23 protein-coding genes are annotated in these 26,288 nt (G+C 58.2%); 3 read left to right on the top strand and 20 right to left on the bottom strand.

Features of this window, described 5'->3' with window-relative positions:
• The 19 genes from DBR23_RS01465 to DBR23_RS01380 form a co-directional block, all read right to left on the bottom strand.
• On the bottom strand, positions 1-271 hold a 271-nt coding region (locus DBR23_RS01465), incomplete at its 3' end, for an STAS domain-containing protein (RefSeq protein WP_108497085.1).
• Positions 272-284: 13 nt separating this feature from the next.
• The gene (locus tag DBR23_RS01460; RefSeq protein ID WP_056747251.1) at positions 285-932 is read right to left on the bottom strand and encodes a phospholipid-binding protein MlaC; all 648 of its coding nucleotides are present in this window, start codon (positions 930-932) and stop codon (positions 285-287) included.
• A 156-nt stretch (positions 933-1,088) separates the two neighbouring features.
• Entirely contained in the window at positions 1,089-1,835 is a 747-nt protein-coding gene (locus DBR23_RS01455; protein WP_233250220.1) for a VacJ family lipoprotein, read from the bottom strand.
• A 50-nt stretch (positions 1,836-1,885) separates the two neighbouring features.
• Positions 1,886-2,374 carry an outer membrane lipid asymmetry maintenance protein MlaD gene (gene mlaD / locus DBR23_RS01450; protein WP_056060215.1) on the bottom strand — a complete coding sequence of 163 codons (489 nt, stop codon included), beginning with the start codon at positions 2,372-2,374 and terminating at the stop codon, positions 1,886-1,888.
• A gap of 35 nt (positions 2,375-2,409) precedes the next feature.
• Positions 2,410-3,192: a lipid asymmetry maintenance ABC transporter permease subunit MlaE gene (mlaE, locus tag DBR23_RS01445; protein WP_099731118.1), complete on the bottom strand. Its 783-nt coding sequence runs from the start codon at positions 3,190-3,192 to the stop codon at positions 2,410-2,412.
• A complete protein-coding gene (locus tag DBR23_RS01440; protein ID WP_108497068.1) occupies positions 3,189-4,007 on the bottom strand; it encodes an ABC transporter ATP-binding protein in 819 nt (272 codons plus the stop codon). Before DBR23_RS01440 ends, mlaE begins: the two co-directional genes overlap by 4 nt.
• A gap of 299 nt (positions 4,008-4,306) precedes the next feature.
• Entirely contained in the window at positions 4,307-5,785 is a 1,479-nt protein-coding gene (locus tag DBR23_RS01435; RefSeq protein ID WP_056060207.1) for a glutamate synthase subunit beta, read from the bottom strand.
• A gap of 47 nt (positions 5,786-5,832) precedes the next feature.
• Entirely contained in the window at positions 5,833-10,566 is a 4,734-nt protein-coding gene (locus DBR23_RS01430) for a glutamate synthase-related protein (protein ID WP_108497067.1), read from the bottom strand.
• A 161-nt stretch (positions 10,567-10,727) separates the two neighbouring features.
• The gene (locus DBR23_RS01425; protein ID WP_108497066.1) at positions 10,728-11,444 is read right to left on the bottom strand and encodes a transposase; all 717 of its coding nucleotides are present in this window, start codon (positions 11,442-11,444) and stop codon (positions 10,728-10,730) included.
• Between the two features lie 148 nt (positions 11,445-11,592).
• Entirely contained in the window at positions 11,593-12,528 is a 936-nt protein-coding gene (locus DBR23_RS01420) for an SAM-dependent methyltransferase (protein ID WP_199227606.1), read from the bottom strand.
• Positions 12,525-13,187, bottom strand: a complete 663-nt coding sequence (locus DBR23_RS01415; protein WP_108497065.1) for a DUF1415 domain-containing protein — start codon at positions 13,185-13,187, stop codon at positions 12,525-12,527. Before DBR23_RS01415 ends, DBR23_RS01420 begins: the two co-directional genes overlap by 4 nt.
• Before the next feature lie 274 nt (positions 13,188-13,461).
• Positions 13,462-14,634, bottom strand: a complete 1,173-nt coding sequence (locus DBR23_RS01410; protein WP_108497083.1) for a deoxyguanosinetriphosphate triphosphohydrolase — start codon at positions 14,632-14,634, stop codon at positions 13,462-13,464.
• A gap of 70 nt (positions 14,635-14,704) precedes the next feature.
• Positions 14,705-15,796 (bottom strand): 3-dehydroquinate synthase, encoded by a 1,092-nt coding sequence (gene aroB / locus DBR23_RS01405; protein ID WP_108497064.1) that lies wholly within the window; start codon positions 15,794-15,796, stop codon positions 14,705-14,707.
• A gap of 83 nt (positions 15,797-15,879) precedes the next feature.
• Positions 15,880-17,016: a hypothetical protein gene (locus tag DBR23_RS29120; protein WP_146191189.1), complete on the bottom strand. Its 1,137-nt coding sequence runs from the start codon at positions 17,014-17,016 to the stop codon at positions 15,880-15,882.
• A 21-nt stretch (positions 17,017-17,037) separates the two neighbouring features.
• On the bottom strand, positions 17,038-19,170 hold the full coding sequence (gene pilQ / locus DBR23_RS01400) for a type IV pilus secretin PilQ (protein ID WP_108497063.1): 2,133 nt from the start codon (positions 19,168-19,170) through the stop codon (positions 17,038-17,040).
• Positions 19,167-19,709, bottom strand: a complete 543-nt coding sequence (locus DBR23_RS01395; RefSeq protein WP_108497062.1) for a pilus assembly protein PilP — start codon at positions 19,707-19,709, stop codon at positions 19,167-19,169. Before DBR23_RS01395 ends, pilQ begins: the two co-directional genes overlap by 4 nt.
• Entirely contained in the window at positions 19,709-20,371 is a 663-nt protein-coding gene (locus DBR23_RS01390; RefSeq protein ID WP_108497061.1) for a type 4a pilus biogenesis protein PilO, read from the bottom strand. Before DBR23_RS01390 ends, DBR23_RS01395 begins: the two co-directional genes overlap by 1 nt.
• 1 nt (position 20,372) lies before the next feature.
• Positions 20,373-20,993 carry a PilN domain-containing protein gene (locus DBR23_RS01385; RefSeq protein ID WP_108497060.1) on the bottom strand — a complete coding sequence of 207 codons (621 nt, stop codon included), beginning with the start codon at positions 20,991-20,993 and terminating at the stop codon, positions 20,373-20,375.
• A complete protein-coding gene (locus tag DBR23_RS01380; protein ID WP_108497059.1) occupies positions 20,990-22,069 on the bottom strand; it encodes a pilus assembly protein PilM in 1,080 nt (359 codons plus the stop codon). Before DBR23_RS01380 ends, DBR23_RS01385 begins: the two co-directional genes overlap by 4 nt.
• 267 nt (positions 22,070-22,336) lie before the next feature.
• Here DBR23_RS01380 and DBR23_RS01375 point away from each other — a divergent pair, with 267 nt between their 5' ends.
• Complete coding sequence (locus DBR23_RS01375; protein WP_056747240.1) at positions 22,337-24,730, top strand: penicillin-binding protein 1A; 2,394 nt, start codon at positions 22,337-22,339, stop codon at positions 24,728-24,730.
• Between the two features lie 51 nt (positions 24,731-24,781).
• Here the strand turns inward: DBR23_RS01375 and cyaY are convergent, their stop codons facing one another.
• Positions 24,782-25,111 carry an iron donor protein CyaY gene (cyaY, locus tag DBR23_RS01370; protein ID WP_056060182.1) on the bottom strand — a complete coding sequence of 110 codons (330 nt, stop codon included), beginning with the start codon at positions 25,109-25,111 and terminating at the stop codon, positions 24,782-24,784.
• Between the two features lie 12 nt (positions 25,112-25,123).
• Between cyaY and DBR23_RS01365 the strand changes: the two genes are divergently transcribed.
• The gene (locus tag DBR23_RS01365; RefSeq protein ID WP_108497058.1) at positions 25,124-25,330 is read left to right on the top strand and encodes a lipoprotein; all 207 of its coding nucleotides are present in this window, start codon (positions 25,124-25,126) and stop codon (positions 25,328-25,330) included.
• 115 nt (positions 25,331-25,445) lie between these two features.
• Complete coding sequence (locus tag DBR23_RS01360; RefSeq protein WP_108497082.1) at positions 25,446-26,273, top strand: MBL fold metallo-hydrolase; 828 nt, start codon at positions 25,446-25,448, stop codon at positions 26,271-26,273.
• Positions 26,274-26,288 lie beyond the last annotated feature (15 nt).

Here is a 26,288-nt window from a genome sequence, read left to right as displayed (position 1 = left end):
AAGGTGCGGCGACCAGCAGCGCATCCACCCCATACAACCCTGCCATGCCCGCCAGACCAGCGGGCATGCCTTGCACGGAAAACTGCTTGCCTTCGGACAGGGCTTCACGCCGACATTCGAGCAGCACGGCCAAGGCCGAGGTGTCGAACACCGTCAGCCCATGGGCGTCCACCACCACCGCGCTGTCGCGGTGAACCCGCAACCCCTGCTTGAGCATGTGCAGGCAGGCAGTAGCCTGGCGGTGGGTGAGTTCGGGGGGCAGGACCAGCATGGCGAGGGGGCGGTCAGCCCTTGGCAGTGCCCGCATTGGTCTTGTTGCGGGCGGCCAGTGTCTCGATCAGGCCGTCGATGCCCTTGGCATTGATCTCCTGCGCGAACTGGCCTCGGTAGGTTTCCACCAGCCAGACGCCCAGCACATTCAGGTTGTAGATCTTCCAGCCTGCGCCATCACCAGGAGTCTTTTCGAGGCGGTAGTCGAGCTGGATGGGGTCGCCCCGGCCCACGATTTCGGTGCGCACCAGCACGTCCTTGTCCTCGGCGGCTGCGCGCAGGGGCTTGACCTGGATGCTCTGGTCATTGACCTGGGCCAGCGCGCCGGCATAGGTGCGCACCAGCAGGATCTTGAACTCGTCCTGCAGGCGTTTTTGCTGCTCGGGCGTGGCCTGGCGCCAGCCGGGGCCCACGGCTGCGGCGGTCATGCGGCGGAAGTTGACGTTGGGCATCACCGTTTTATCGACCAGGGCGATCACCTTGCTCAGGTCCCCGGCCTGGATGGCCTTATCGGACTTCACGGTGTTGAGCACATCGGCGGACAGCCGCTTGATCAGCGCGTCGGGCGCCTCGTCGGCTGCGAGGGCAGACAACGGCAGGCTCAGCACGGCACTGGCTGCAATGCAAAGGGCGGCACGGCCCAGGGAACGTCGGTTCATCATCTTCTCGGCTTTCATCGGTGCGGGCTTGTGCCCGTCAAATCATTGTGGAGGTGCGGGCCCACTGGCATGCGTCGCAGCGGTTGCGGATTGCAAGCAAGTGCAACAGGGCCAGACCCAGGGCGGCGCATCGGTGCATGTGCCCCGCCCGGCATGCCATCAGCGCGCAGGAGGTTCCTCGGGCAGCACGCCATTGCTGGCGCCGCCGTCGTCCTTGCCGTCCGCATTCGGCGCCTCACCGGCGTGGCTGCGCACCTGCAGGTACACGTCACGCGTAAAGCTGTACTTGTCCAGGGCCGCACTGTCGAGCACAGAGCCCGCGCGCAGCAAGTTGGAGCGCACCTCGACGGCGCGCAGCGCATACAGCGAGTTGCGGGCCGAGACCGGGTCCACATAGCTCACCACGTTGCCCTTCATGTCCACCGGCAGCGCGAATGTGTCGCGCACGGTGGAAGGCCCCAGGATGGGCAGCACCAGATAGGGGCCAGTACCCACGCCCCAGCGCCCCAGGGTCAGGCCGAAGTCCTGCTTGTAGCGGTCGATGCCCAGCTCGCTGGCGATGTCCAGCAAACCGCCCAGGCCCATGAACGTGTTCACATTGACCCGCATGAAGCTGGACGCAGCGGCTTCACCGCGCAGCTGCAGCACGTTGTTCACAAACGACCAGACGTCGCTCAGGTTCCCGAAGAAATTGCTGACCCCCGTGCGTACCGGTGCGGGCGTGACCTCCTTGTAGGCCGTCGCCACGGGCTTGAGCACCATGGCATCGACCTGTTCATTGAAGTTGGTCATGCTGCGGTTGTAAGACTCCAGCGGGTCGCGGGGATCAGGGTTGGCCACCGTGGCGCACCCGGTGAGCAGCACAGCCCCCAGCAACAAGGCCAGGCTGGCTGCAAGGCGGGACATCGACAACCTGCCGTCATCAATGCGGGCACGGAGTGTATGGAGTGAATGCATCATTTTTTTCCACCTGTCCCTGCAGGTTTTGCGCCGTCTTCGGCTTTGCTGTAAAGAAATTGTCCGATAAGGTTCTCAAGCACCACCGCCGACTGGGTAGACGTGATCGTGTCTCCCGCCGCCAGATTTTTTTCGTCGGCACCCGCCTCGATCCCGATGTACTGCTCGCCGAGCAGGCCGCTGGTCAGGATCTTGAGGGAGCTGTCCTTGGGGAAGGCGTAGCGGTCTTCCATGGCCAGCGTGACCCGCGCCTGGAAGGTCTTGTCGTCAAAGGTGATGGACTCCACGCGCCCCACCACCACCCCAGCGCTGCGCACCGCCGCCTGGGGCTTGAGACCGCCGATGTTGTCGAACTTGGCGGTGACACGGTAGCCCGAATGGAATTGAAGGCTCAGCAGGTTGGCCGACTGCAGCGCCAGAAACACCAGTGCCACCGCGCCCAGCATCACGAAGAGCCCTACCCACAGATCGTTTTTGGAGCGTTGCATATGTTTGATTCCTAGAACTGCCAGCACCGCCAGCGTCAGATACTGAACATCAGTGCGGTGAGCACGAAGTCCAGTGCCAGCACCGCCAAAGACGCCATGACCACGGTGCGCGTGGTGGCGCGCGACACACCCTCAGGGGTGGGTTTGGCTGCATAGCCCTGCAGCAGCGCCACAAAAGTTACCGTGAAGCCAAAGACCACACTCTTGAGCACGCCGTTGCCCAGGTCTTTCCAGACATCCACCCCGCCCTGCATCTGGCTCCAGAACGCCCCGGGGTCAATGCCGATCATGAGCACCCCTACGATCCAGCCGCCGATGATGCCCACCGCACTGAACACCGCCGCCAGCAGGGGCATGGTGATCACCCCTGCCCAGAAGCGAGGCGCCAGGATGCGCTGCACCGGGTCCACCGCCATCATCTCCATGGCGCTGAGCTGCTCCCCCGCGCGCATGAGGCCAATTTCTGCTGTGAGCGACGTGCCTGCGCGGCCCGCAAACAGCAGCGCCGTGACCACGGGGCCCAGCTCGCGCACAAGACTCAGTGCCACCAGCAAGCCCAGGGCCTCTGACGAGCCATAGCGCTGCAGCGTGTAGTAGCCCTGCAAGCCCAGCACAAACCCCACGAACAGGCCCGACACGGCAATGATGGCCAGCGAATAGTTGCCCAGGAAATGCACCTGGTCGCGCACCAGCGAGGGCCGCATCAAGGTCGCACCCAGGAGCCGCACCAGCCGCCCAAACAACCGCGCGCCCATGCCAATGTCAGCCAGCTTGTGGCGCACAGCAAAACCGACGTCGGAGGGCTTGTACCAACTCACAGTGCACGTCCTCCTGCAGGTCCGAAATCCTCGGCAACGGCCGGGCCGGGGTAATGGAACGGCACCGGGCCAGTCGGTAGAGCGTTGACAAACTGGTGCACCAGCGGGTCACGGCTGGCGAGGACCTCCTCAGGCGTGCCCTGCGCCGCCACAACGCCTTCGCCCAGGATGATCACATGGTCCGCCAAGCGGAAAGTCTCCTCCAGGTCATGCGACACCACGATGCTGGTGAGGCCCATGGCGTCGTTGAGCTGACGGATCAACTGCGCAGCCGTGCCCAACGAGATGGGGTCCAGGCCCGCAAAGGGTTCGTCGTACATGACCAGTTCTGGGTCCAGCACGATCGCTCGGGCCAGCGCCACGCGGCGCGCCATGCCACCCGATATCTGGCCGGGCATCAGGTCGCGTGCACCACGCAGGCCCACCGCATGCAGCTTCATCAGCACCACATCGCGGATCAGTTCCTCGGACAAATCGGTGTGCTCACGCAGCGGAAAGGCCACGTTCTCAAACACGCTCAGGTCGGTGAACAGCGCCCCGAACTGGAACAACATGCCCATGCGCCGGCGCGCAGCGTACAAGGCCTGCACGTCCATGCGCCCCACGTCCTGACCGTTGACCAACACCTGGCCACTCTGGGCCCTGTGCTGCCCCCCAAGCAGACGCAGCACCGTGGTCTTGCCCCCGCCCGATGCGCCCATCAGCGCCGTGACCTTGCCGCGCGGCACCGCCAGGGTCACGTCGCGCAGGATCACGCGGTCACCGTACGAAAACGTGACGTTGCGCAACTCGGCAAGAAATGTGGACTCGGCCATGCAAGAAATGGATGTCTGATCTGAGGCCTGCCAAAACGACATCCGCCCCCGGAAAATGGAGCGCAGATGGTAGCCGAAGACACAAACATACATTCATGCATGTTTGTAAAGAAAAAGCACAACCGCCAGCGATCCCGACCGAGCGAGACCGAGGCAAGCCCGGATTGACAGAACCCCTGATTGTGCCAACAAAGCGTCCAGAAGGCTGACGCCCGGCCATTGCCCCACCGTCAAAGGCCCCATCAACACAAACGGCGCCCGAAGGCGCCGTTGCTTGGAGGGTGCGAGAAACCGCAGGATCAGCGGGGCAGGTCCGAATATCCCATCAGGAACTCGTCCACCGCACGCGCGGCCTGGCGGCCTTCACGGATGGCCCAAACCACCAGTGACTGACCCCGGCGGATATCGCCCGCCGCAAACACCTTGGGCACGTTGGTGGCATAACCGCCGTCAAAGTCCGTGGTGGCGCGGGCATTGCCTCGGGCATCCTTCTCGACACCGAAGGCCTCCAGCACCGGCGCGACCGGGCTCACAAAACCCATGGCCAGCAACACCAGATCGGCCTGGTAGTGTTTTTCGGTGCCAGGAATCTCGACCAGCTTGCCGTCCTTGAACTCGACCTGCACCGTAGTCAGGCTCTTGACCTTGCCCTTTTCGCCCGTGAACTCCTTGGTGGAGATCGCGAACTCACGCACGCAACCTTCTTCGTGGCTGGAGCTGGTGCGCAGCTTGAGCGGCCAGTAAGGCCACGTCAGGGGGCGGTTTTCCACTTCAGGGGGCTGGGGCATCACCTCGAACTGGGTGACGCTGGCTGCACCATGGCGATTGCTGGTACCCACGCAGTCGCTGCCGGTGTCGCCGCCGCCGATCACGATGACATGTTTGCCCGTCGCCATGATCTGGCCCTTGAGCTTGTCGCCCGCGTTGACCTTGTTCTGCTGGGGCAGGAATTCCATGGCGAAGTGAATACCGTCAAGTTCACGGCCTGGCACAGGCAGGTCGCGCGACTGCTCGGCGCCACCGGTGAGCAGCACGGCGTCAAACTCCTTGTTCAGCTGTTCGGGCGTGACGGTTTCCTTGGCCCAGTTGGTGACTTTGGAATCCTTGCCCAGGCCGTCCTTCGCGGCGCCCACGAATACGCCGGTGCGAATCACCACACCTTCGGCTTCGAGCTGCTTCACGCGGCGGTCGATGTGCGACTTCTCCATCTTGAAGTCGGGGATGCCGTAGCGCAGCAGGCCGCCCACACGGTCGTTTTTCTCGAACAGCGTGACGCTGTGGCCAGCGCGGGCCAGTTGCTGCGCAGCCGCCAGACCTGCGGGGCCGGAGCCCACCACAGCCACCTTCTTGCCCGTCTGGTGCTTGGCGGGGCGCGGCTGCACCCAGCCTTCGGCCCAGGCGCGGTCGATGATCGCGTGCTCAATGCTCTTGATGCCCACAGCATCGTCGTTCACGTTGAGCACACAGGCAGCCTCGCAAGGTGCGGGGCAGATGCGGCCGGTGAACTCAGGGAAGTTGTTGGTGCTGTGCAGCACCTCGATCGCGCTCTTCCAGTCCGCGTGGTACACGAGGTCGTTGAAGTCGGGAATGATGTTGTTCACCGGGCAGCCGTTGTTGCAGAACGGCGTGCCGCAGTCCATGCAGCGCGCGCCTTGCACCTTGGCCTGGCTCTCATCGAGCCCGACGACAAATTCCTTGTAATGCTTCAGGCGCTCGGGCACGGGCTTGTAGCCCTCTTCGATGCGCTCGTATTCCATGAAGCCGGTAGTTTTTCCCATGACGATGTCCTTGTCTATGAATGCTGTGCGAAGGGTGTGGCGACGCCTTACTTGGCGGGGGCCACTTCTTTTTTGGTAGCAGCTACCGCTGGTGTAGCGGACTCCTCCAGCACTTTTCGTTCATAAATTTCAGCCAACGCACGCTTGTACTCGGTCGGGAAGACCTTGACGAACTTGCTGCGCGATGCGGCCCAGTTGTCCAGCAGCTCGCGCGCGCGCTTGCTGCCCGTCCAGCGGTTGTGGTCTTCCAGCAGCTTCTTGAGCTGGGCCTCATCCGTCTGGCCGTTGTGCCAGATCGAGCGGGGGACCGTGGCTTCCTGCTCAGTGGCGGGCAGGATGCGCTCCAGCGTCACCATCGACAGGTTGCAGCGCGTGTCGAACTGTCCGTCTTCGTCGTAAACATACGCTACGCCGCCGCTCATGCCTGCTGCAAAGTTGCGGCCGGTCTTGCCGAGCACCACCACCGTACCGCCAGTCATGTACTCGCAGCCATGGTCGCCCGTACCTTCGACGACGGCCGTGGCACCCGACAGACGCACCGCAAAGCGTTCACCGGCCACGCCGCTGAAGAAGGCCTCACCCGTGGTGGCGCCGTACATCACGGTGTTACCCACAATGGTGTTGCGCACCGCCTCGCCCCGGAAGTCGATGCTAGGGCGCACGATGACACGGCCACCCGACAGGCCCTTGCCCGTGTAGTCGTTGGCGTCGCCGATCAGGTACAGCGTGATACCGCGGGTGAGGAACGCGCCGAACGACTGGCCGCCCGTGCCTTCCAGCTGGATGCGGATGGTGTCGTCAGGCAAGCCTTCGGGGTGCACACGGGTGACCGCGCCGGACAGCATCGCACCGACCGAACGGTTCACGTTGCGCGCCACCTCGATGAACTGCACGCGCTCACCCTTTTCGATGGCAGGCTTGCTGCGCTCGATGAGCTTGCGGTCCAGTGTGTGCTCGATGTTGTGATCCTGCACGTCCACGTGGAAGCGGGGCACATCGGCGGGCACGTTCGGCTGGGCAAACAGGCGGCTGAAGTCCAGGCCGCGTGCCTTCCAGTGTTCCAGGCCCTGACGCATGTCGAGCAGATCGGTGCGGCCGATCAGGTCGTCAAACTTGCGAATGCCCAACTGGGCCATGATCTGGCGCACTTCTTCCGCGATGAAGAAGAAGTAGTTCACTACATGCTCTGGCTTGCCAGAGAACTTCTTGCGCAGCTCGGGGTCCTGCGTGGCCACGCCCACGGGGCAGGTGTTCAGGTGGCACTTGCGCATCATGATGCAGCCTTCCACCACCAGCGGCGCCGTGGCAAAGCCGAACTCGTCAGCACCCAGCAGTGCGCCGATGGCGACGTCGCGGCCGGTCTTCATCTGGCCGTCGGCCTGCACACGGATGCGGCCGCGCAGGCGGTTCAGCACCAGCGTCTGCTGGGTTTCGGCCAGGCCGATTTCCCACGGACCGCCCGCGTGCTTGATGGACGACCAGGGCGAAGCGCCCGTGCCGCCGTCATGCCCTGCGATCACCACGTGGTCGCTCTTGCACTTGGCCACGCCTGCGGCGATGGTGCCCACGCCCACTTCGGACACCAGCTTGACGCTGATGCCTGCGTGCGGTGCGACATTCTTCAGATCGTGGATCAGCTGGGCCAAGTCCTCGATGGAGTAGATGTCGTGGTGCGGCGGTGGCGAAATCAGGCCCACACCCGGCACGCTGTGGCGCAGCTTGCCGATGTAGTTGGACACCTTGCCGCCAGGCAGCTGACCGCCCTCGCCGGGCTTGGCCCCCTGGGCCATCTTGATCTGGATCTGATCGGCGGACGACAGGTACTCCGCCGTCACGCCGAAGCGGCCCGACGCCACCTGCTTGATGCGGCTGCGCAGCGAATCGCCGTCCTGCAGGGGCAGATCGACCTCGACGTTCTCGGCGCCGATCACGCTCTTCAGGGTGTCGCCCTTCTTGATCGGGATGCCCTTGAGTTCGTTGCGGTAGCGTGCCGCGTCCTCGCCACCTTCACCGGTGTTGCTCTTGCCGCCAATGCGGTTCATGGCCACCGCCAGGGTGGCGTGCGCCTCGGTGGAGATGGAGCCCAGCGACATGGCGCCCGTGGCGAAGCGCTTGACGATTTCCTTGGCAGGTTCGACCTCATCAATCGAGATCGCCTTGGACGGATCGATCTTGAACTCGAACAGGCCGCGCAGCGTCATGTGGCGCTTGCTCTGGTCGTTGATGATCTGTGCGTATTCCTTGTACGTGTTCCAGTTGTTGGCGCGCGTGCTGTGTTGCAGCTTGGCAATCGCGTCAGGCGTCCACATGTGGTCTTCACCACGGGCACGCCAGGCGTATTCGCCACCGGCGTCCAGCATGGTTTCGAGCACGGGGTCGTCGCCAAACGCGGCCTTGTGCATCCGGATGGCTTCTTCAGCGATCTCGAACACGCCGATGCCTTCCACACGGCTGGCGGTGCCGGTGAAGTACTTGCCCACGGTTTCCGTGTTCAGGCCGATGGCCTCGAACAGCTGGGCGCCGCAGTAGCTCATGTAGGTGCTCACGCCCATCTTGGACATGATCTTGGACAGGCCCTTGCCAATCGCCTTGACGTAGTTGTAGATGGCCTTGTTGGCCGACAGGTCGCCGCCCAGGTCCTTGTGCATCTCGGCCAGGGTTTCCATGGCGAGGTAGGGGTGCACGGCCTCGGCGCCGTACCCTGCCAGCACCGCGAAGTGGTGCACCTCGCGCGCGGTACCCGTTTCGACCACCAGGCCGGCCGTGGTGCGCAGGCCTGCGCCCACCAGGTGCTGATGGATGGCCGACAGCGCCAGCAGCGCGGGGATGGCGACTTGCGTCGCGCTCACCGCGCGGTCGCTGATGATGAGGATGTTGGCACCGCCCTTGATGGCGTCCACCGCCTGCGCGCACAGCGAGGCCAGCTTGGCTTCCACGCCCTCACGGCCCCAGCTCAGCGGGTAGGTGATGTCGATGGTCGCGCTCTTGAACTTGCCTTGCGTGTACTTCTCGATGTCGCGCAGCTTGGCCATATCGGCAAAGTCGAGCACGGGCTGGCTCACTTCGAGCCGCATCGGGGGGTTGACCTGGTTGATGTCCAGCAGGTTGGGCTTGGGGCCGATGAAGCTGTTCAGCGACATCACGATGGCCTCGCGGATCGGGTCGATCGGCGGGTTGGTCACCTGGGCGAACAGCTGCTTGAAGTAGTTGTACAGCGGCTTGTTCTTGCCCGACAGCACGGCCAGCGGGCTGTCGTTGCCCATGGAGCCGATGCCTTCTTCGCCGTTTTTGGCCATGGGCGCCATCAGGAACTTGATGTCTTCCTGGGTGTAACCAAAGGCCTGCTGGCGATCCAGCAACGGCAGGCCGGCAGCTGCAGGGACCGCGGCGGCTTCACCCGTCTCGATGCTGTCCAGCTTGATCCGCAGGTTTTCGATCCACTGCTTGTAGGGCTTGGTGTTGACGATGTTGGCCTTGAGCTCGTCGTCGTCGATCATGCGGCCTTGTTCCAGGTCGATCAGGAACATCTTGCCGGGCTGCAGGCGCCACTTGCGCACGATCTTGTTCTCGGGCACGGGCAGCACGCCCGACTCGGAGCCCATGATGACCAGATCGTCGTCGGTAATGCAGTAACGCGAGGGGCGCAGGCCGTTGCGGTCCAGCGTGGCGCCGATCTGGCGGCCGTCGGTGAACACGATGGAGGCGGGACCGTCCCAAGGCTCCAGCATGGCGGCGTGGTATTCATAGAAGGCGCGGCGGCGCTCGTCCATGGTGGTGTGCTGCTCCCAGGGCTCCGGGATCATCATCATCACGGCCTGGCTGATGGGGTAGCCAGCCATGGTCAGCAGTTCCAGGCAGTTGTCGAACGTAGCGGTGTCGGACTGGTCGGCAAAGCTGATGGGGTACAGCTTTTGCAGGTCGGCCGCGAGCACGGGCGAGGCCATCACGCCTTCGCGGGCCTTCATCCAGTTGTAGTTGCCCTTGACGGTGTTGATTTCACCGTTGTGCGCCACGTAGCGGTACGGGTGGGCCAGCGGCCATTCGGGGAACGTGTTGGTGGAGAAACGCTGGTGCACCAGGCCGATGGCCGAGACGCAACGCTCGTCGGACAGGTCCTTGTAGTACACACCCACCTGGTCGGCCAGCAGCAGGCCCTTGTAGACCACGGTGCGGCTGGACATGGACGGAACGTAGTATTCCTTGCTGTGCTTGAGCTTGAGGGCCTGGATGTTGGCGCTGGCCGTCTTGCGGATCACGTACAGCTTGCGCTCCAGCGCGTCCTGCACGATCACGTCATTGCCACGGCCGATGAACACCTGGCGCAGGATGGGCTCCTTCTTGCGCACGGTGGGGGACATGGGCATGTCCACATTCACCGGCACATCGCGCCAGCCCAGCAGTACCTGGCCTTCGGCCTTGATGGCGCGCTCCATCTCCTGCTCGCAAGCCAGACGCGAGGCATGTTCCTTGGGCAGGAAGATCATGCCCACACCGTATTCGCCAGCCGCTGGCAAGGTCACGCCTTGCTTGGCCATCTCTTCGCGGTACAGCGCGTCAGGGATCTGGATCAGGATGCCAGCGCCGTCGCCCATCAGCGGATCGGCACCCACCGCGCCACGGTGGTCGATGTTTTCCAGAATCTTCAGAGCCTGCGTCACGATGTCGTGGCGCTTGATGCCCTTGATGTGGGCCACAAACCCGAGGCCGCAGGCGTCGTGTTCGTTACCCGATGAATACAAACCGTGTTGTTGCAGATGCTGGATCTCGGCAGCCGTGGTCATGGCGCACTCCTATATTTTTCGCAGGGGAGCCGAGGTTAGTGCATTGCAGCATATTTTGGCAAGCAGTTTAATTGGGGTCAGATTCCCATTAAGCAAACCACAATTCAGATGAGCATATTATTGGGGACATATTAAAATCAATAGCAATGAGGCCAATGATTTCAATCGCCATCGTCGGTTTTTGCATGATTTTTTGCCATTCGAGGCCTGCCAGGCATTCCCCGAGTCACGCGGCGCGGGGTCTGCTGTTGCAGGCCCGCAAGAAACTCGGTGTCGCCCAAAGCCCACCCGCTGAGTGCCGAGTCGGTCAACGCCGTTTGCACCGACGCCCCCAGGCCCGCCTGCACCAGTGCGGCATAGGCTGCCTCGCGCGCAAACGGGGTGTTGCCCAAAGCCCAATACAGCGCATGGGGCGTCAACCACCGGTCGTTACGCAAGCCCAACCAGTGTGCGTGGCTGGACCAGGCGTAGTCAGCGGGCTGCTGCACCAATCCGGCCCGTACAGGGTTGAGGTCCAGGTACACCATGCACGCCAGCAAATACCGTTCCGGCTGCAATACCGTGGAACGGTAGCGCCCCTCCCACAAAGTACCAGTGCGGGCATGCCGACGGTTGAAGTACTGCACATACCGGCGCCCCACCGCTTGCATCATCTGGGGCAGTCCGTCTTGTGAGGCTGGCGTAACCAGCAGGTGAAAGTGGTTATCCATCAGCACATAAGCATGGACGGCCACGGCATATTTCTGCGCGTTGTCCATCAACAGCGCCAGCAGCGCGTCGAAATCTTCCACTCCGCGGAAGATCGGCTGACGGTTGTTACCCCGCAGGATGACGTGGTGCAAATGACCCGGCAGGGTCAGGCGTGGCAAACGGGCCATGGGTCTTGATCAGGAATATGGGAGTTACGATCATAGACCTGTCCCCTATTTCTCATCGATGCAAGCTGGCGACGCCCATCATCCGCCACGAAGATAGCGAGGCGCATGCTTGATTCTGGCCTGCCCTTGCGCGCCTTTTGGGCACGCGTCAATGCGTAGCCAAGTTCTCCACTGGGTCTGCCACCACACCAATGCCAAACCGCGCCCCCATGGCGTGTTCCAGGCCAAATTCGCCGAGAAGCGCCCGCAACCGCTCGGCCGCGCTGCGTTTTTTCTGTCCGGTGTAGCGCGCGATGATGAGTTCATTCTTCATGCTGTGCTCCCATCCCACCAGCTCGGTCACAGTGACCTGGTAGCCATTGGCCTCCAGGTACAGGCAGCGCAGCACATTGGTCACCTGGCTGCCGAGTTCGCGGGTGTGCAAGGGGTGACGCCACAGTTCCGCCAGGGGCGTGCGCGCCAACTGCAAGGCCTTGCCTTGGCGCAGGCAGGCTGCCATCTCCGCTTGGCAACAGGGCACCAGAACCATAGCCCGGGCCTTTTTTTGCAGCCCGAAGGCAATCGCGTCGTCAGTGGCGGTGTCGCAAGCATGCAAGGCGGTGACCACATCGATCTGGTCGGGCAACTCACGGGCATCCGCAGACTCGGCCACGGATAGATTGAGAAACGACATCCGCTCAAAATGAAGGCGCTGCGCGAGCACCCGCGACTTCTCTACCAGTTCCGCCCGGGTCTCCACCCCGTAGATACGCCCGTGGCCCAGAGCCTTGAAGTACAGGTCGTACAGGATGAAACCCAGATAGGACTTGCCCGCGCCGTGGTCCGCCAACGTGGGCCCACCGCCTTGGGCGGACAGCTCCGTGAGCAGGGGCTCGATGAAGTTGAACAGGTGGTACACCTGCTTGAGCTTGCGGCGTGAGTCCTGATTGAGACGGCCATCCCGCGTGAGGATGTGCAGCTCCTTGAGCAGCTCTACCGATTGGCCAGGGCGCAGTTCCTGCAGCTCAGCACTCTCGTTCTTGGATTTTCCCGCATCGCGAATTCGCTTGTCGGTCGTCACTGCAGATGGGTTCTTTTTATTCATAAACCGGTGCCTTGTGCTGGCGGATTGTCATCGCTGGCGGCAGTGGCGGCCATGTTCGCACCGCCTTTGTCATGAGGGCCCACGTCCAACGCCAGCCAACCGGCCATGCCCATCTCTTCAAGTACTTCCATGTTGCGCTCAAAGATGGTTTCCGCCTCGGGAAAGACCGACACCGCCCGATCAATGCTGGCCTCGCGCAACAAGTGCAGCGTAGGGTATGGAGTGCGATTGGTGCAATTAGTCACGTCGTCCGCATCTGTGCCGGCGAACTGAAACTGCGGGTGAAAGCTTGCGACCTGCAGCGTGCCCGCCAACCCGAGAACGTGCACCACGTCCTCCACGTCACCAAGAAAGTCGTTGAAATCCAGAAAATCCTGCAGGCAATGCGGCATCACCAGCAAGGTGGTGTCCCTGACTTCTGCGGGTGTTTTTGCGAGCGCCTGAAGTTCTTCGCGCAACACCTCCAGCACATCCTCCCCGGTCGTGGCCAAGCTCACCACATAGTGAATTTGCCCTTTGACATGCACCGACTTGGCAAATGGACAGAGATTCAATCCAATGACGGCCCGCTCCAACCACCAGACAGTGTCCTGGACGTAGGTATCAGTGGATACAAAATGGAGGAGCGCCTTAGCGGCGTTGGTGGAGGAAGATGTCATGGGTGCGCGCAGAAGCGCAGGGATAGAGTTGGGATTTTATCGGTGTGAGTTGTTGGCAGATCTCGCGACAGCGGCGGTCCAATCTGGAAACCTCATGGACCCCTCAGTGCACGCTCACATCGGCGGGAGGGCAGCGGAGGAAAAGAATAGATACGCAAGCCCACACAGCAAATACGCTTCAGGCGGCCACATCTAACGGAGCCTGAAGTCGCGCGACACCAGCGACGCCCCCCCAAAAAAATCAACGCATCTCGCTTCACCTCGGAACCGTGCGCTATTCCTGCAGGAGTCGGCGCCCTGTCAGGCGCTCATGCTCCCGCACCGCAAAGCGGTCCGTCATCCCGGCAATAAAGTCGGCCACCGCCCGCGCTCGCCCATAGCTATCGCCCTCCAGGGCTCGCGCGGTAAAGGCAGCTTTCATTTCGTGAGGCTGGGCCATATAGGCATCGAACAACTCACGCACGATTTCTTGGGCATGGCCCGTAGTCTCCATGACCCGGGGATGCCGGTACAGATGCTTGAAGAGGAACCGCTTGAGTACGGTAGAGCGCTCGCGCATCTCACCACTGAAGCTCACCAGAACTGGAAGCTTCCGCACCTCATCGGGATGGGCTGGTGCATGCTCGTGCAGCGCGGCTTTTGTGGTGTCAATGACGTCGTACACCTGCGCACTCAGCATCCGCCGTATCGCCTCATACAACAAGCGGCGCTGCATTGATGGCGTGGCGAGGCCGGGATGCTCCATCTGGGCTGCCGAACGGTACGCATCAAACAAGGGCACTTCTTGCAGCTGCGTCAGAGTAATCAACCCAGAGCGCACGCCGTCATCGATATCGTGTGCGTTGTAAGCAATCTCGTCGGCCAAATTGCACAACTGCGCCTCCAGACTCGGCCGCTCATTGCGCAGGAAGCGGGCACCAACACCATTGGGCTCCTCACTCTCCAACTGCAAAGCATGAGTGCGCGAGCAGTGTTTGAGAATCCCCTCTCGGGTCTCGAATGTGAGATTGAGTCCGTCATACAACGGGTATCGTTCTTCCAGCTTGTCCACCACTCGCAAGCTCTGCAAGTTGTGTTCAAAGTCTCCAAAGTCGGCCATGCAGCCATTCAAGGCGTCCTGCCCCGCATGCCCGAACGGGGTATGCCCCAAGTCGTGGGCTAACGAGATGGCCTCAACCAAGTCTTCGTTAATCTGCAGCGACCGTGCGATGGATCGCCCGAGTTGCGCGACTTCTAACGAATGAGTTAGCCGGGTACGAAATAGATCCCCCTCGTGGTTGAGGAAGACTTGTGTCTTGTAGACAAGCCGTCGGAATGCCGTGGAATGGACTATTCGGTCGCGGTCGCGCTGGTATTCAGTTCGAGTGGGCGGCGGACACTCCGAATGACGCCGACCGCGGGTCTGCGCGGGGGCAGATGCGAAGGGCAACAGATCTACGAGCCCAATCACCTTAGTAGCCCCCCATCAAACGGCACCTACGCTTCTCGAAAAAGGCAATCCAAGCAACCACAAATATTCACTCGCTGCAGGCATCAATAACTTCACGGACCAAGGAGTCTGGCGCCGGGCGTACGAGTGCTCTACCGGGGCCATCGATCACAACAAACCGAATTTCGCCTGCTTCGGCTTTTTTATCAATCCGCATCAACTCCAAATATCGACCGGCGTTGTCGTTAGCATCTAATACTGGCCCTTTGGTGGGTAAACCAGCGAGCTGGATCAAAGAGATCAGCCGCTGAACAAAGTCAGCGCCTACCAACCCCAAGCGTCGGGAGAGTTCAGCGGCCATGACCATCCCGGCCGAAACACCCTCTCCATGTAACCAAACACCGTAACCCATCCCTGCTTCGATGGCGTGACCAAAAGTGTGACCAAAGTTCAATATCGCGCGCAAGCCTGACTCCTTCTCATCCTTGCTTACGACCCAAGCTTTGATCTCACAACTACGCTGAACCACATGAGCAAGTGCCGCGGCCTCCTTGGCCATAACTGCGTTCAAGTTTTGCTCCAGCCATTCCATGAAGGCGATATCTGCAATCGGCCCATATTTAATAACCTCAGCTAAACCAGCGCGAAGCTCACGATCAGGCAGAGTACTCAATGTACAAAAATCGCAGATGACCAGTTGAGGCTGGTAAAAAGCCCCTATCATGTTTTTCCCCAACGGATGATTAATCGCAGTTTTCCCACCTACCGAAGAGTCAACTTGAGCGAGCAATGTCGTGGGCAACTGTACAAATGGTATACCACGCATATAGGTGGCAGCCGCGAAGCCAGTTAGATCACCAACCACACCGCCACCAAGAGCGAACAGGGTCGTCTTTCGATCACATTGCCAACTCAAAAGTGAGTGAAATATATTGTTTAAAGAATCCCAACTCTTATGAGACTCTCCATCTGGCAGCTCGATAACACGAACGTCCTCGAATATTCGAGCTAGAGATTTTTTTACCCGATCTAAATGATACCCAGCAACAATAACATTTGTAACAATTACAGCCATCCGAAAATCGGAAACAATGCCTTTGAGCGACTGAACCAAGTCGATGTTTTCACCCACTAGTATTTCATAAGTTCTATCACCCAAATCAATATTGATCACATTCATATTTTATTACCCGTACCAAATTACAGTCACCAAAACAAAAAAGGCCAATATAAAATTGGCCTTTTATTTAGACTAAAGCATCATCATGGGCAAGCCACAGCACCGCCGTCTTTAATCGTCACTGAAACAGTTTGCTTAACGAGTTTTGAGTCGTAAACGTCGATTGGAATCACCTTATCAGCAGTTACACATCTCGGACCCGTGGTGGAATCAGGAAGGGTCGCTGTCAGCGTGTTGGCAGCTACGGATAGTGTGGTGAAAAAGGCTTTGTCAGCCGGACTCACCAAGGGAGTATAAGGCGCAGTGCCTCCTGCGATCAAATAAGTAAGAGTTGTGGAGGTCGCACTCTTTTCATCCACTGTTTGACTAGCAGGTGAAACCTGCAAGACATTAGTGGTCACAGTAACAGAAACCACCACTGAGGTACCAGCTGCATCCGTAATCTTGATATCAGATGCACCTTGCGAGACCAGTGATACCGACACAGATGAGCCGGAGATAGTCGCTGTAGCAACAGCGGTGTTAGTTGAACTCACGGTGTACGGAGCCACGCCACCGTTGACAGTCACGGAATTACTGGTACCAGCGGGCCCAGTTATAGAGGCAGGCGAAACCGACATCGTGCCCACCTGCACTGTGGCCGTGACACTTAACGTAGCACCTGCCGCATCAGTGATCAAAATAGTCGCAGTTCCTGCTTTCGGAAGTCCGAGAAGTGTCACCGTAGATCCAGAGATAGATGCACTGACAGTGCTTGTATCTGAACTGTTAACAGAATATGGACCAACACCACCCCGCACATTGAACTGAAGGGACTGATTCGGCCGCAATGTAACTGCAGTTCCGGCACTGCTGACCAATGGAACCGCTTTGGCGGTTACAGTAATTTTCACTTGCTGAACAGGGAGACTCTCGTCGTATACCGTTAACGTTGAAGTCCCATCACTATTTCCAGAAATAAATAGTATCCCGTCAGCTGAAAGAAAAGCACTAACGGAGGCATCGGAGCTGATTACACCATAAGGTGCTTTACCGCCACGCACTTCAATATCTGTGGACCCACTAGCGCCCACAGGCAAACTAATTGCGCTCACAGGGGGGTAGACTCTCAAGGTTGCGGATGGACCGTTCGGAGTGCCGCCGCCGCCGCCGCCGCCGCCACAAGCGACAACCATCACGCTTACAGTGATAGCAAGCAAGGCTTTAAATAGTTTTTTCATAGTCTATTGATAAAGAATTAGTTATTTTCTAGGACCATTATCCGAAATTACCTTTGGCGTAATGAAAACAAGCATTTCGCGCTTGGTGGATTCTTTTGTTCGATTTTTAAAGAGATTACCTACCACTGGAACATCGCCAAAAAAAGGAATTTTGTTTTCCTGATTGGTTTCTTCCATTTCAAAAATCCCACCGATCACAACTGTTCCACCATTCTCGATTAAAATTTGCGTTTTTACATGTTTTGTATCAATGGCAACACCCTGAGTTGTTGTTTCACCTCGGCTGTCCTTGTTCACATCCAAGTCCAGAATAATATTTCCTTCAGGAGTTATCTGAGGTGTTACTTCAAGCTTGAGCACCGCCTTTTTAAAAGCCAGAGTCGTGGCCCCATTAGGAGCAGTCACAGCGTAAGGATACTCAGTGCCTTGTTCAATCAATGCCTTGGTCTGATCTGCAGTAATTATACGAGGGCTAGAGACTATCCGCCCCTTGCCATCGGCTTCCATGGCGGAAAGCTCCAGGGTAAGAAACCGATTAGCCGCGGAATTGAATATAGACAGTGCAAAGTTCCCAACGCTGCTCACGTTAGAGAGGCTTGCAGGCAGATTTACAAATTTACCGCTGGTACTGGTAGTCCCACCCGCACCACTTGACGCAACAGCATCGTTGTAAGAAGTACCGAAAGCGACTCGATTATTGCCTCCAATACCGTAACCACCATCACCGCCTCTATTAGCACGCAAGTCGGTAGCCCCCAAACGAACGCCTAATGATCGGCCAAAGGTGTCACGAGCCTCAACGATTCGCGCTTCAATAAGTACTTGTCGCACAGCCACATCCAAACTGGCTAACAACAGACGCACCTCTTCCAGCTTGCTAGGAGTATCAGTCACGAACAGCTGATTTGTTCTTGGTTCAGAGATCGCACTGCCGCGCTCTGATAAAAATCTAGTGCTTGTGGTGCTGGTTGATCCAGTGCTAGTCGTTAATTGGGTGAGAATATCAGAAGCTTTGGCATAATTGAGCTGGTACGCTTGCGTTTTGAGAGGCTCCAGCTTTTGTATAGCTTGGGCAGCTTCAAAATCCTTCTTTGTACGAGCATCTATTTCGTCCTTGGGGGCGATCCACAGAACTGACCCCGTCTTCCGCATGCCGAGACCTTTGGCGTCCATGATGATTTGCAGCGCTTGATCCCACGGTACATCCTTGAGCCGCAGTGTTAATGCTCCAGTAACAGTGTCAGACGTAACTATATTGAAGTTTGTAAAATCAGCAATAACCTGCAACAAAGATCGAACTTCGATATTCTGAAAATTTAACGACAATTTCTCTCCAGAATATCCAGGGCCTTGAGTTAATTTAGCAAGATCTATTTTTTTCTGGCGAATCTCAACGACAAACTGATTATCACTCTGGTACGCACTGTGTTCCCACTCGCCGTTTGACTCGATGAGCATGCGAACGCGCTCACCAGCTTGACTTGTAGTTACAGTTTGTACCGGTGTTCCAAAATCCGTAACATCCAGTTTGCGACGCAGTCCTTCAGGCAGTGAGGATCGCATAAATTCAATCGCTATGCCTTTGGCCTGCTGCTGCAAATCAACACCCACCTGATTGCTTGAGAGATTTACAATCACCCTCCCAGCGCCATCCGCACCCCGGCGAAAATCTATATCCTTCAAAGGCAGCACATTACTGTTCTGACTCTCCGAAAAAGCCGAAACCTGACTAGAAACACTGCCGGTCACAACGGAGGAATCCAGAGAAATAAATAACGACCTCCCTTGAACTTCCGTTTTGTATGAAGAAGGTGTCTTCAAACTCAGCACAATACGTGAACGCCCCCCCGCCTGCACGATATTGACCGATTTCAGATTACCAAGATTAATATCGTGCCCCGATTTTCCAGTGCTATTCCCAACACCCTGAAAATCCAGCGCGATACGCGCAGGGGACTGCGTCGCGAAACCCGTGGGCGAGGACTCAATCGGCTCAGAGAAATCTATTCTCAATGTTTCCACGCCAGCTTGGACGCTACCAGAAACAGCACTGATATCCCCTCCGGCCAATGCGCCGAATGATAGAAAAAGCGTTGAAACGCCTATAGCAGCGCCACGGCAAAAATTAAGTAATGTGCCACTATTTTGTTTCATTTTTTACCCTCTTGTAGATCAAGCGTGGCGAAACGCTCTATCCAATCCCCAGTTGCATCCTGCGCTATTTCGCGCAGCTGAATTGAGCTCTCGGTGATTCGCACGACTTTTCCATAGTTTTGCCCGAGATAACTTCCAACCTTTATTTGATAAATTAAATTGTCCACTTTTATCAAAGCGGTTGGCGCTCCTGATTTATTCAAACTCCCCACCATCGCAATCGAATCCAGCGGAAAAGCTTCCAGCGGCTCTTTTCGACGCGCCATTTCCGGTGCAATCAATGCCGCATTTGAAGCTACTTGATTAGAGTCGCGTTTTAACGCCTGGGTTAATTTGATTTGATTGAATGGTTCTACAGCCCCGTCTTGCGTGTAAGGCTCAGGAATAAATTTTTTCGGCTCTGTTAAAGGCTGAACGCTCGGCTTTGTATTCGCCCGTTGCTCAGCTATCCATACCCTTAACTCATCCTCACCTGAGGGAGCACAGCCGGCAAGCATCAAGGCGCAGCCAACAATAAGTAGCCCAGCATAAGTTCTCATCACTTAGCTCCCCCGGCTTTCTTCTGTGCCTGGATCTCCTCAGCATCCAGATATCTGAAAGTGCGCGCGGTCGCGTCCATAATTAAACCATCACGAGTTCCGGGCGTAATAGTCATATTATTCAGTGTGACGATACGAGACAAGTGCGCAACATCCGAAGCGAAAGCACCAATATCGTGGTATTTCCCAGTCACCCGAATAGAAATAGGTAATTCAGCATAGTAATCTTTGGCAACTACTTGACCTGGTCGAAAAAGCTCAAACTGCAGACTGCGCCCCAAACCAGATTGATTGATGTCCGATAGCAGGGCAGCCATCTCAGCCTTGCTGGGAAGTTGCTTCTCCAGTTGTATAACATACTGCTGGATTTGCTCACGCTGCTTCTTTAATGCATCCAGACTGACGGCCTTCACCAGCTTCTTTTGATAATCAGTTCGTAGTGCCAGTTCTTTATTGCGTTCCCCATCCAATTGCACTTCATAATCTTGCAAAAATGCAAACCACGACACCGCAGCGACAGCTCCCGCAATAAAGATGCAGAGGATTACCTTTGGCAGAGCTGGCCAAACCGAAGGATCCCTGGAATCCAAGTTCCGAAACTGCCGTTGGACAGACTCCATCCATTCAGCGAAATTTATCTTCTTTTCCTTTGTTTTCGCCATGTCACTTACCTCCAGGCGAAGAAGCCGCAACACTCGCTGCCGCTATGGACTTTTGGGCGTCGCTGGCGCGTACCAGTTGGAATCTCAAGTTGAAGGCAGAAACTCGGCGCTGATCTCGCGAGGTTAGCGCTACAGTGCTAGCAGTAATTTCCACCAATTCTGGCTTCGCCAACCACGGCGTATTGCTTGCCAAATTACGCAACAACTCAGAAACGCGTTCGTTCGACTGCGCCATCCCTTGCATGGTAATCGTTTGCCCAGCTTGCCTGATGGCTGTGACATATACCCCGTCAGGGAGCTGTTTAACCAATTCGGTAAGCAAGTGAACTGGAAGATTTCTGTCAGACTGTAGATCCTCCACAGCCTTCTGGCGCGCACGCAGAGAAGCAATTTCATCTTCAATGGATGCAATTTCCTTGATCTGCCCCTCCAACACCTTTATCTCCTGCTGGAGAAAGGCGTTCTTATTCTGCTGATCCGTGATCATGATCTGAAACCACCAGTAGATGGCCCCGGCAATAGCAAGCCCTAAAAGCAAAGATGCAAACATCGTCGCCTGAAAGGCTTCCTTGCGACGCTTGCGAGCCTCCTCACGGTGAGGTAGTAGGTTGATGAGGATCACTGCAGAAACCTCCGCATAGCGAGACCGCAAGAGGTCAGGTAAGACGGCGCTTCTCGCACCATTTTTTTCAGTCGCACGGAACTCCCGATTTCCATACCATCAAAGGGATTGATAGCACTGCACGCAAAACCGGTTTGCTGGGTGACAGCCTCGGTTAGCCCTGGTAGTGGGGCAGAGCCGCCAGCCAGCATGATGTGGTCCACACGGTTGTGCGGCGTGCTGGTGAAGAAGAATTGGAGGGCTCGGCCAATCTCTTGGGCCATGCTGTCAACAAAGGGACGAAGGACCGCTGATTGATAGTCTTCCGGCAAATCACCGCTGCGCTTTTTACTCTCGGCTTCTTCCACAGAGAAACCATATTGCCGAACAATCAGTTGGGTCAGCTGGGCGCCGCCGAAGGCTTGGTCGCGGTCGTACTGAACCTCTTCGTTCCGAATCACCTGCATACTGGTCGTCAAGGCTCCCACCTCGAAAAGCGCCACCATCGCATCGACGCCTTTATTCGGCAGCGCTTCAATGAGACGCCCTGCAGCCAATCGCGATGCATGGGATTCAATATCGACCACCACGGGCTTCAACCCAGCTGCCTCCGCCAAGCCCTGTCGGTCTTGGACTTTTTCGCGCCGAGACGCAGCAATCAAAACGTCAACGTCCCCCGGCGCGTTTTTACTCGGACCAATAACGCAAAAATCTAGGCTCACCTCGTCGAGCGAAAACGGGATGTACTGGTTGGCTTCGGATTCGACCTGAACCTCAAGCTCCTGCTCCGTCATTCCACCCGGCAGCGTAATCTTCTTGGTGATCACAGCGGAGGGGGGCAATGCCAGTGCCACGTTTTTGGTTCGAGTGCCGCTCTTCTTGACCAGTCGACGCAATGCGTCGGCCACTTCGTCAAATTTTTCGATGTTGCCATCGGTGATCCAGCCTCGCTCCAGCGGCTCGATCGCGCAACGCTCTAGGACCAGACTACCTGCCTTATCGCGCCCTAACTCCACCAGCTTGACACTGGAGGAGCTGATGTCGATTCCCAGCAGCGGAGCAGACTGGCGATTGAACAAAGACCCCATTGAGATCAAGATTGGTCCCCTGTAACTTGCCAAAATGAGGCAACAAAACTTAACACTTCACATGAATGCTATCAGTAAGATAGTTCTCCGGCAAAGATTTTTCCCCCTGTAACGCCCGAAGAGCGTTGCCAAAAGCAGACGAAATTTCAGAGCACTGCAATACCGCTTGGCCACTACGGGAAGCCTTTCAGCGACACCTTGCCAAGTACGAAATCGGATTTCCAGCCCCAGCGGTGGACATTTTTATAATGGGTGGTCTTACCCCATCGGAGCGATATGCCGCCCTCCCCCTCGAAGTCCTCTGACAAGTCGGACTCCTCTCCTGCTCGCACCCGTCCCAGTTGGCTTCGCTGGTTGGTTCGCATCGCTCTGTGGATCACTGGACTGGCGGCGGCTGCGGCCGTGGGCCTGGCGCTCACGATCGCTGTGGCTCTGTCGGTGGCCTACCCCAACCTGCCGGACATCTCTGACTTGGCGGACTACCGCCCCAAATTGCCGCTGCGGGTGTACTCTGCGGAAGGGGCCTTACTGGGCGAGTTTGGCGAAGAGCGTCGCAACCTCACGCCCATCGACGAGATTCCGCAGGTCATGAAAGACGCAGTGCTGGCGATCGAAGACTCTCGCTTCTTCCAGCACGGTGGTGTGGACTACAAAGGCGTGCTGCGTGCGGGCCTCGCCAATCTGGGCCGTGTGAAAAGCCAAGGCGCCTCGACGATCACCATGCAGGTTGCGCGAAATGTTTATCTTTCCTCAGAAAAAACATTTACTCGCAAAATTTACGAAATCTTACTAACTTTCAAATTGGAGCATTTGCTGACCAAGGATCAGATTCTTGAGATTTACATGAATCAGATTTTCCTTGGCAATCGTGCGTATGGATTTGCGGCAGCCTCCGAGGCTTATTTTGGAAAACCGCTGAAATCCGTTTCCATTGCTGAAGCAGCAATGCTTGCGGGCTTGCCCAAGGCACCATCTGCCTACAACCCCATCAGCAATCCCAAACGTGCCCGCGCTCGACAGCAGTACATCATCGAACGGATGGAAGAGAACGGCTTCATCACTGCGCAACAAGCAGAGCAAGCCAAGAAAGAAGAGTTGAAAATCCGTACGGGGCCCGACAACACGCGCATCCACGCGGAATACGTCGCCGAGATGACCCGCCAGCTAATCTTCGCCCAGTACGGCAATGAGGCCTACACACGCGGCCTCAACGTGTACACCACCCTCAATGCAGCGGAGCAAGAGGCCGCCTATGTGGCCCTGCGGCGCGGGATCATGGACTACGAGCGGCGCCAGCAGTACCGGGGACCAGAGAAGTTCGTTGCGTTGCCCACAGCAGCCCAGGAAGTGGAGGACGCCATTGATGACGCCCTTGCCAACCACCCCGACAACGGAGACGTACTCTCCGCTGTGGTGCTGGAAGCATCCACCAAACGCATCCTGGCCGCACGAGCCAATGGCGACTCACTGGAGATCACCGGCGATGGACTCAAACCAGCGCAGTCGGGGCTCAGCGACAAAGCGCCGCCCAATATCAAGATCCGGCGCGGCGCCGTCATCCGAGTGGTCAAGACACCAAAGGGCGCATGGGAGATTACACAGCTGCCCGAAGTGGAAGGGGCTTTTGTAGCCCTTGACCCCCGCAATGGCTCCATCCGGGCATTGGTAGGTGGATTCGACTTTGACAAGAACAAGTTCAACCATGCAGCGCAGGCATGGCGCCAGCCTGGTTCGAGCTTCAAGCCGTTCATCTATTCAGCAGCGCTCGAAAAGGGCTTCACGCCTGCCACCGTGATCAACGATGCTCCGCTGTTCTTTGATGCGGGTATCACCGGCGGTCAGCCTTGGGAACCCAAGAACTACGACGGCAAGTACGACGGCCCCATGAGTATGCGCACGGGCTTGGCGAAGTCCAAAAACATGATCTCCATCCGGATCCTGCAAGCCGTAGGACCCAAAACCGCTCAGGAATGGGTGGGACGATTTGGATTCGACCCAGAAAAGCACCCGGCCTACCTGACCATGGCGCTGGGTGCGGGCTCGGTTACGCCCCTGCAAATGGCATCCGCTTATTCCGTGTTTGCCAACGGGGGCTACCGCGTCAATCCTTGGCTGATTGCCAAGGTGACTGACCACAAGGGGCGAGTGATTTCAGAAATTACCCCACCAGCGCTCAACGAGCAGCCCCGGGCCATCGACGCACGCAATGCCTTTGTGATGAGCAGTCTGTTGCAGGAGGTGACCCGCACCGGCACTGCAGCGCGGGCCCAGGCCACTCTCAAGCGCCCCGATCTTTATGGCAAAACCGGTACTACCAACGATTCGGTGGACGCGTGGTTCGCAGGGTTCCAGCCCACTATCGCGGCTGTCACCTGGATTGGATATGACACGCCACGCAATCTGGGCAGCCGGGAAACCGGTGGCGGGCTCAGCCTGCCCGTGTGGATCAGCTTCATGGAGCGTGCGCTGAAGGGCGTGCCAGTGATGGAGCCTACAGTGCCACCCGGTGTCGTGAATGTGGGCGGTGAGTGGTTCTACGAGGAGTACGCACGCAATGCGGGTGTTTCGAGCGTGGGGGTGGACGACCGGTCCGCGTCTCCCGCAGTAGCGCCCCAAGCACCTCCGCCTTCTGAAGAGCGCAGCCGCATCCTGGACTTGTTCCGAAACTGAGCGCCGCATACTCCGCAGCGCCCCTCCTCCGCTGAGCGGGCGCAGAGTAAGTTACGGGGCAAACTGCAGCGACATCCCGGACTGTTGCGAGGCATCGCGCGTGAGGCATGCAAAAAATTCTCCGGCGCCCTTGGTGTCCTGCCAATGGCTGCCATCAAAACGATAGTGATAGCCGCCAGACCGGGCGGCCATCCACACCTCGTGCAGCGGTTTTTGCAGGTTGATCACGATCTGGCTGCGGTTGGGAAATGTCAAGGTCACCATGCCCCCCGAGCGCTGGCTGTCCACATCGGCATCCGAGGTGTCATTGATGCGATCACAACTGCGTTCGACGGCAAGCAGCAGTTGTTCGGCGTGGTCCATGAATTCGAGGTCGGTCATTACAATTTGCGCATGTTGAAAGCTCCCCAAATTCTAGTCAGGACGCTTGTCCTTGCTGCCAGTGCGGCAGCCCTCTTCGGCTGCGGTCAGCGGGGGCCGTTGTATCTGCCCACCGGCCCTGCGGCAAGCCAGCGTGCCACGCTACCGCAAACACTCACCCCGGGCAACGACGTCAGCGGTGCGCCAACGCCCGCTGCCACCGCCTCCCAGCCACGCTGACGCACCCAGCCGCCTGCGCAGGATCGCCAGGCAATGCGGTTTCGCTTGATTTCCATCAAGCACAAACTCTAGGGGTACTCGTACAGTCTGCGCTTTATTGCACCGCAGGATGGCCATGGCCCTGGAACTCTACCGCGACAAAAATCATGCTTGCCTGATGTTCACCGACCTCATTGAGGAAGATGGGCAGGCCGTGCAGGCCAATCAGTTCCTGATCGTGGACGACGACACCGGCGCGATCATCGACCCGGGCGGCAACCTCGCGTTCAACGAGCTGTTCATGGGGATGACCAAACATTTCCCGCCCCACAAGCTGTCGTACCTGATCGCTTCGCACGCAGACCCAGACATCATCGCATCGCTGGACCGCTGGATGACCAGCACCAAGGCCAACCTGGTGATCTCGCGCGTCTGGGAGCGCTTTGCGCCGCACTTCACCAAGGTGGGCAAGACAGAAAGCCGGGTGATCGGTGTGCCGGACGGCGGCGGCCACCTGCCCCTGGGACGCCATGAGCTGGTGCTGCTACCCGCGCACTTCATGCACTCCGAAGGCAATTTCCACTTCTACGATCCGGTCAGCCGCATCCTGTTCACGGGCGACCTGGGGGTATCCATGATGTCGGGAGCCGAGGCCCGTGTCCCGGTGACCGACCTCAAGGCGCACATCCCGCGCATGGAGGGCTTCCACCGCCGCTACATGGTGTCCAACAAGATCCTGCGCCTATGGGCACGCATGGCCCGGCAGCTCGACATTGCCATGCTGGTGCCGCAGCACGGCGCTCCCATCATGGGCAAGGAAGCCATCAACGACTTCTTTGAATGGATCGAGAACCTGATGTGTGGCATTGACCTGTTCGATGACCGCGCCTACCAGATTCCCACCGGGTACATCGACCCAGTGACCCGGCAAATGCGCCCAGCGCTGCGGGCAGTCAACGGTTAAAAATCAGCCAAATCG

Source organism: Acidovorax sp. HMWF018, assembly GCF_003061035.1.
GTDB classification, from domain to species: Bacteria; Pseudomonadota; Gammaproteobacteria; order Burkholderiales; family Burkholderiaceae_C; genus Acidovorax; species Acidovorax delafieldii.
Note: the sequence above shows the minus strand (reverse complement) of the source record. Positions and strands in the feature narration are given on the sequence as shown.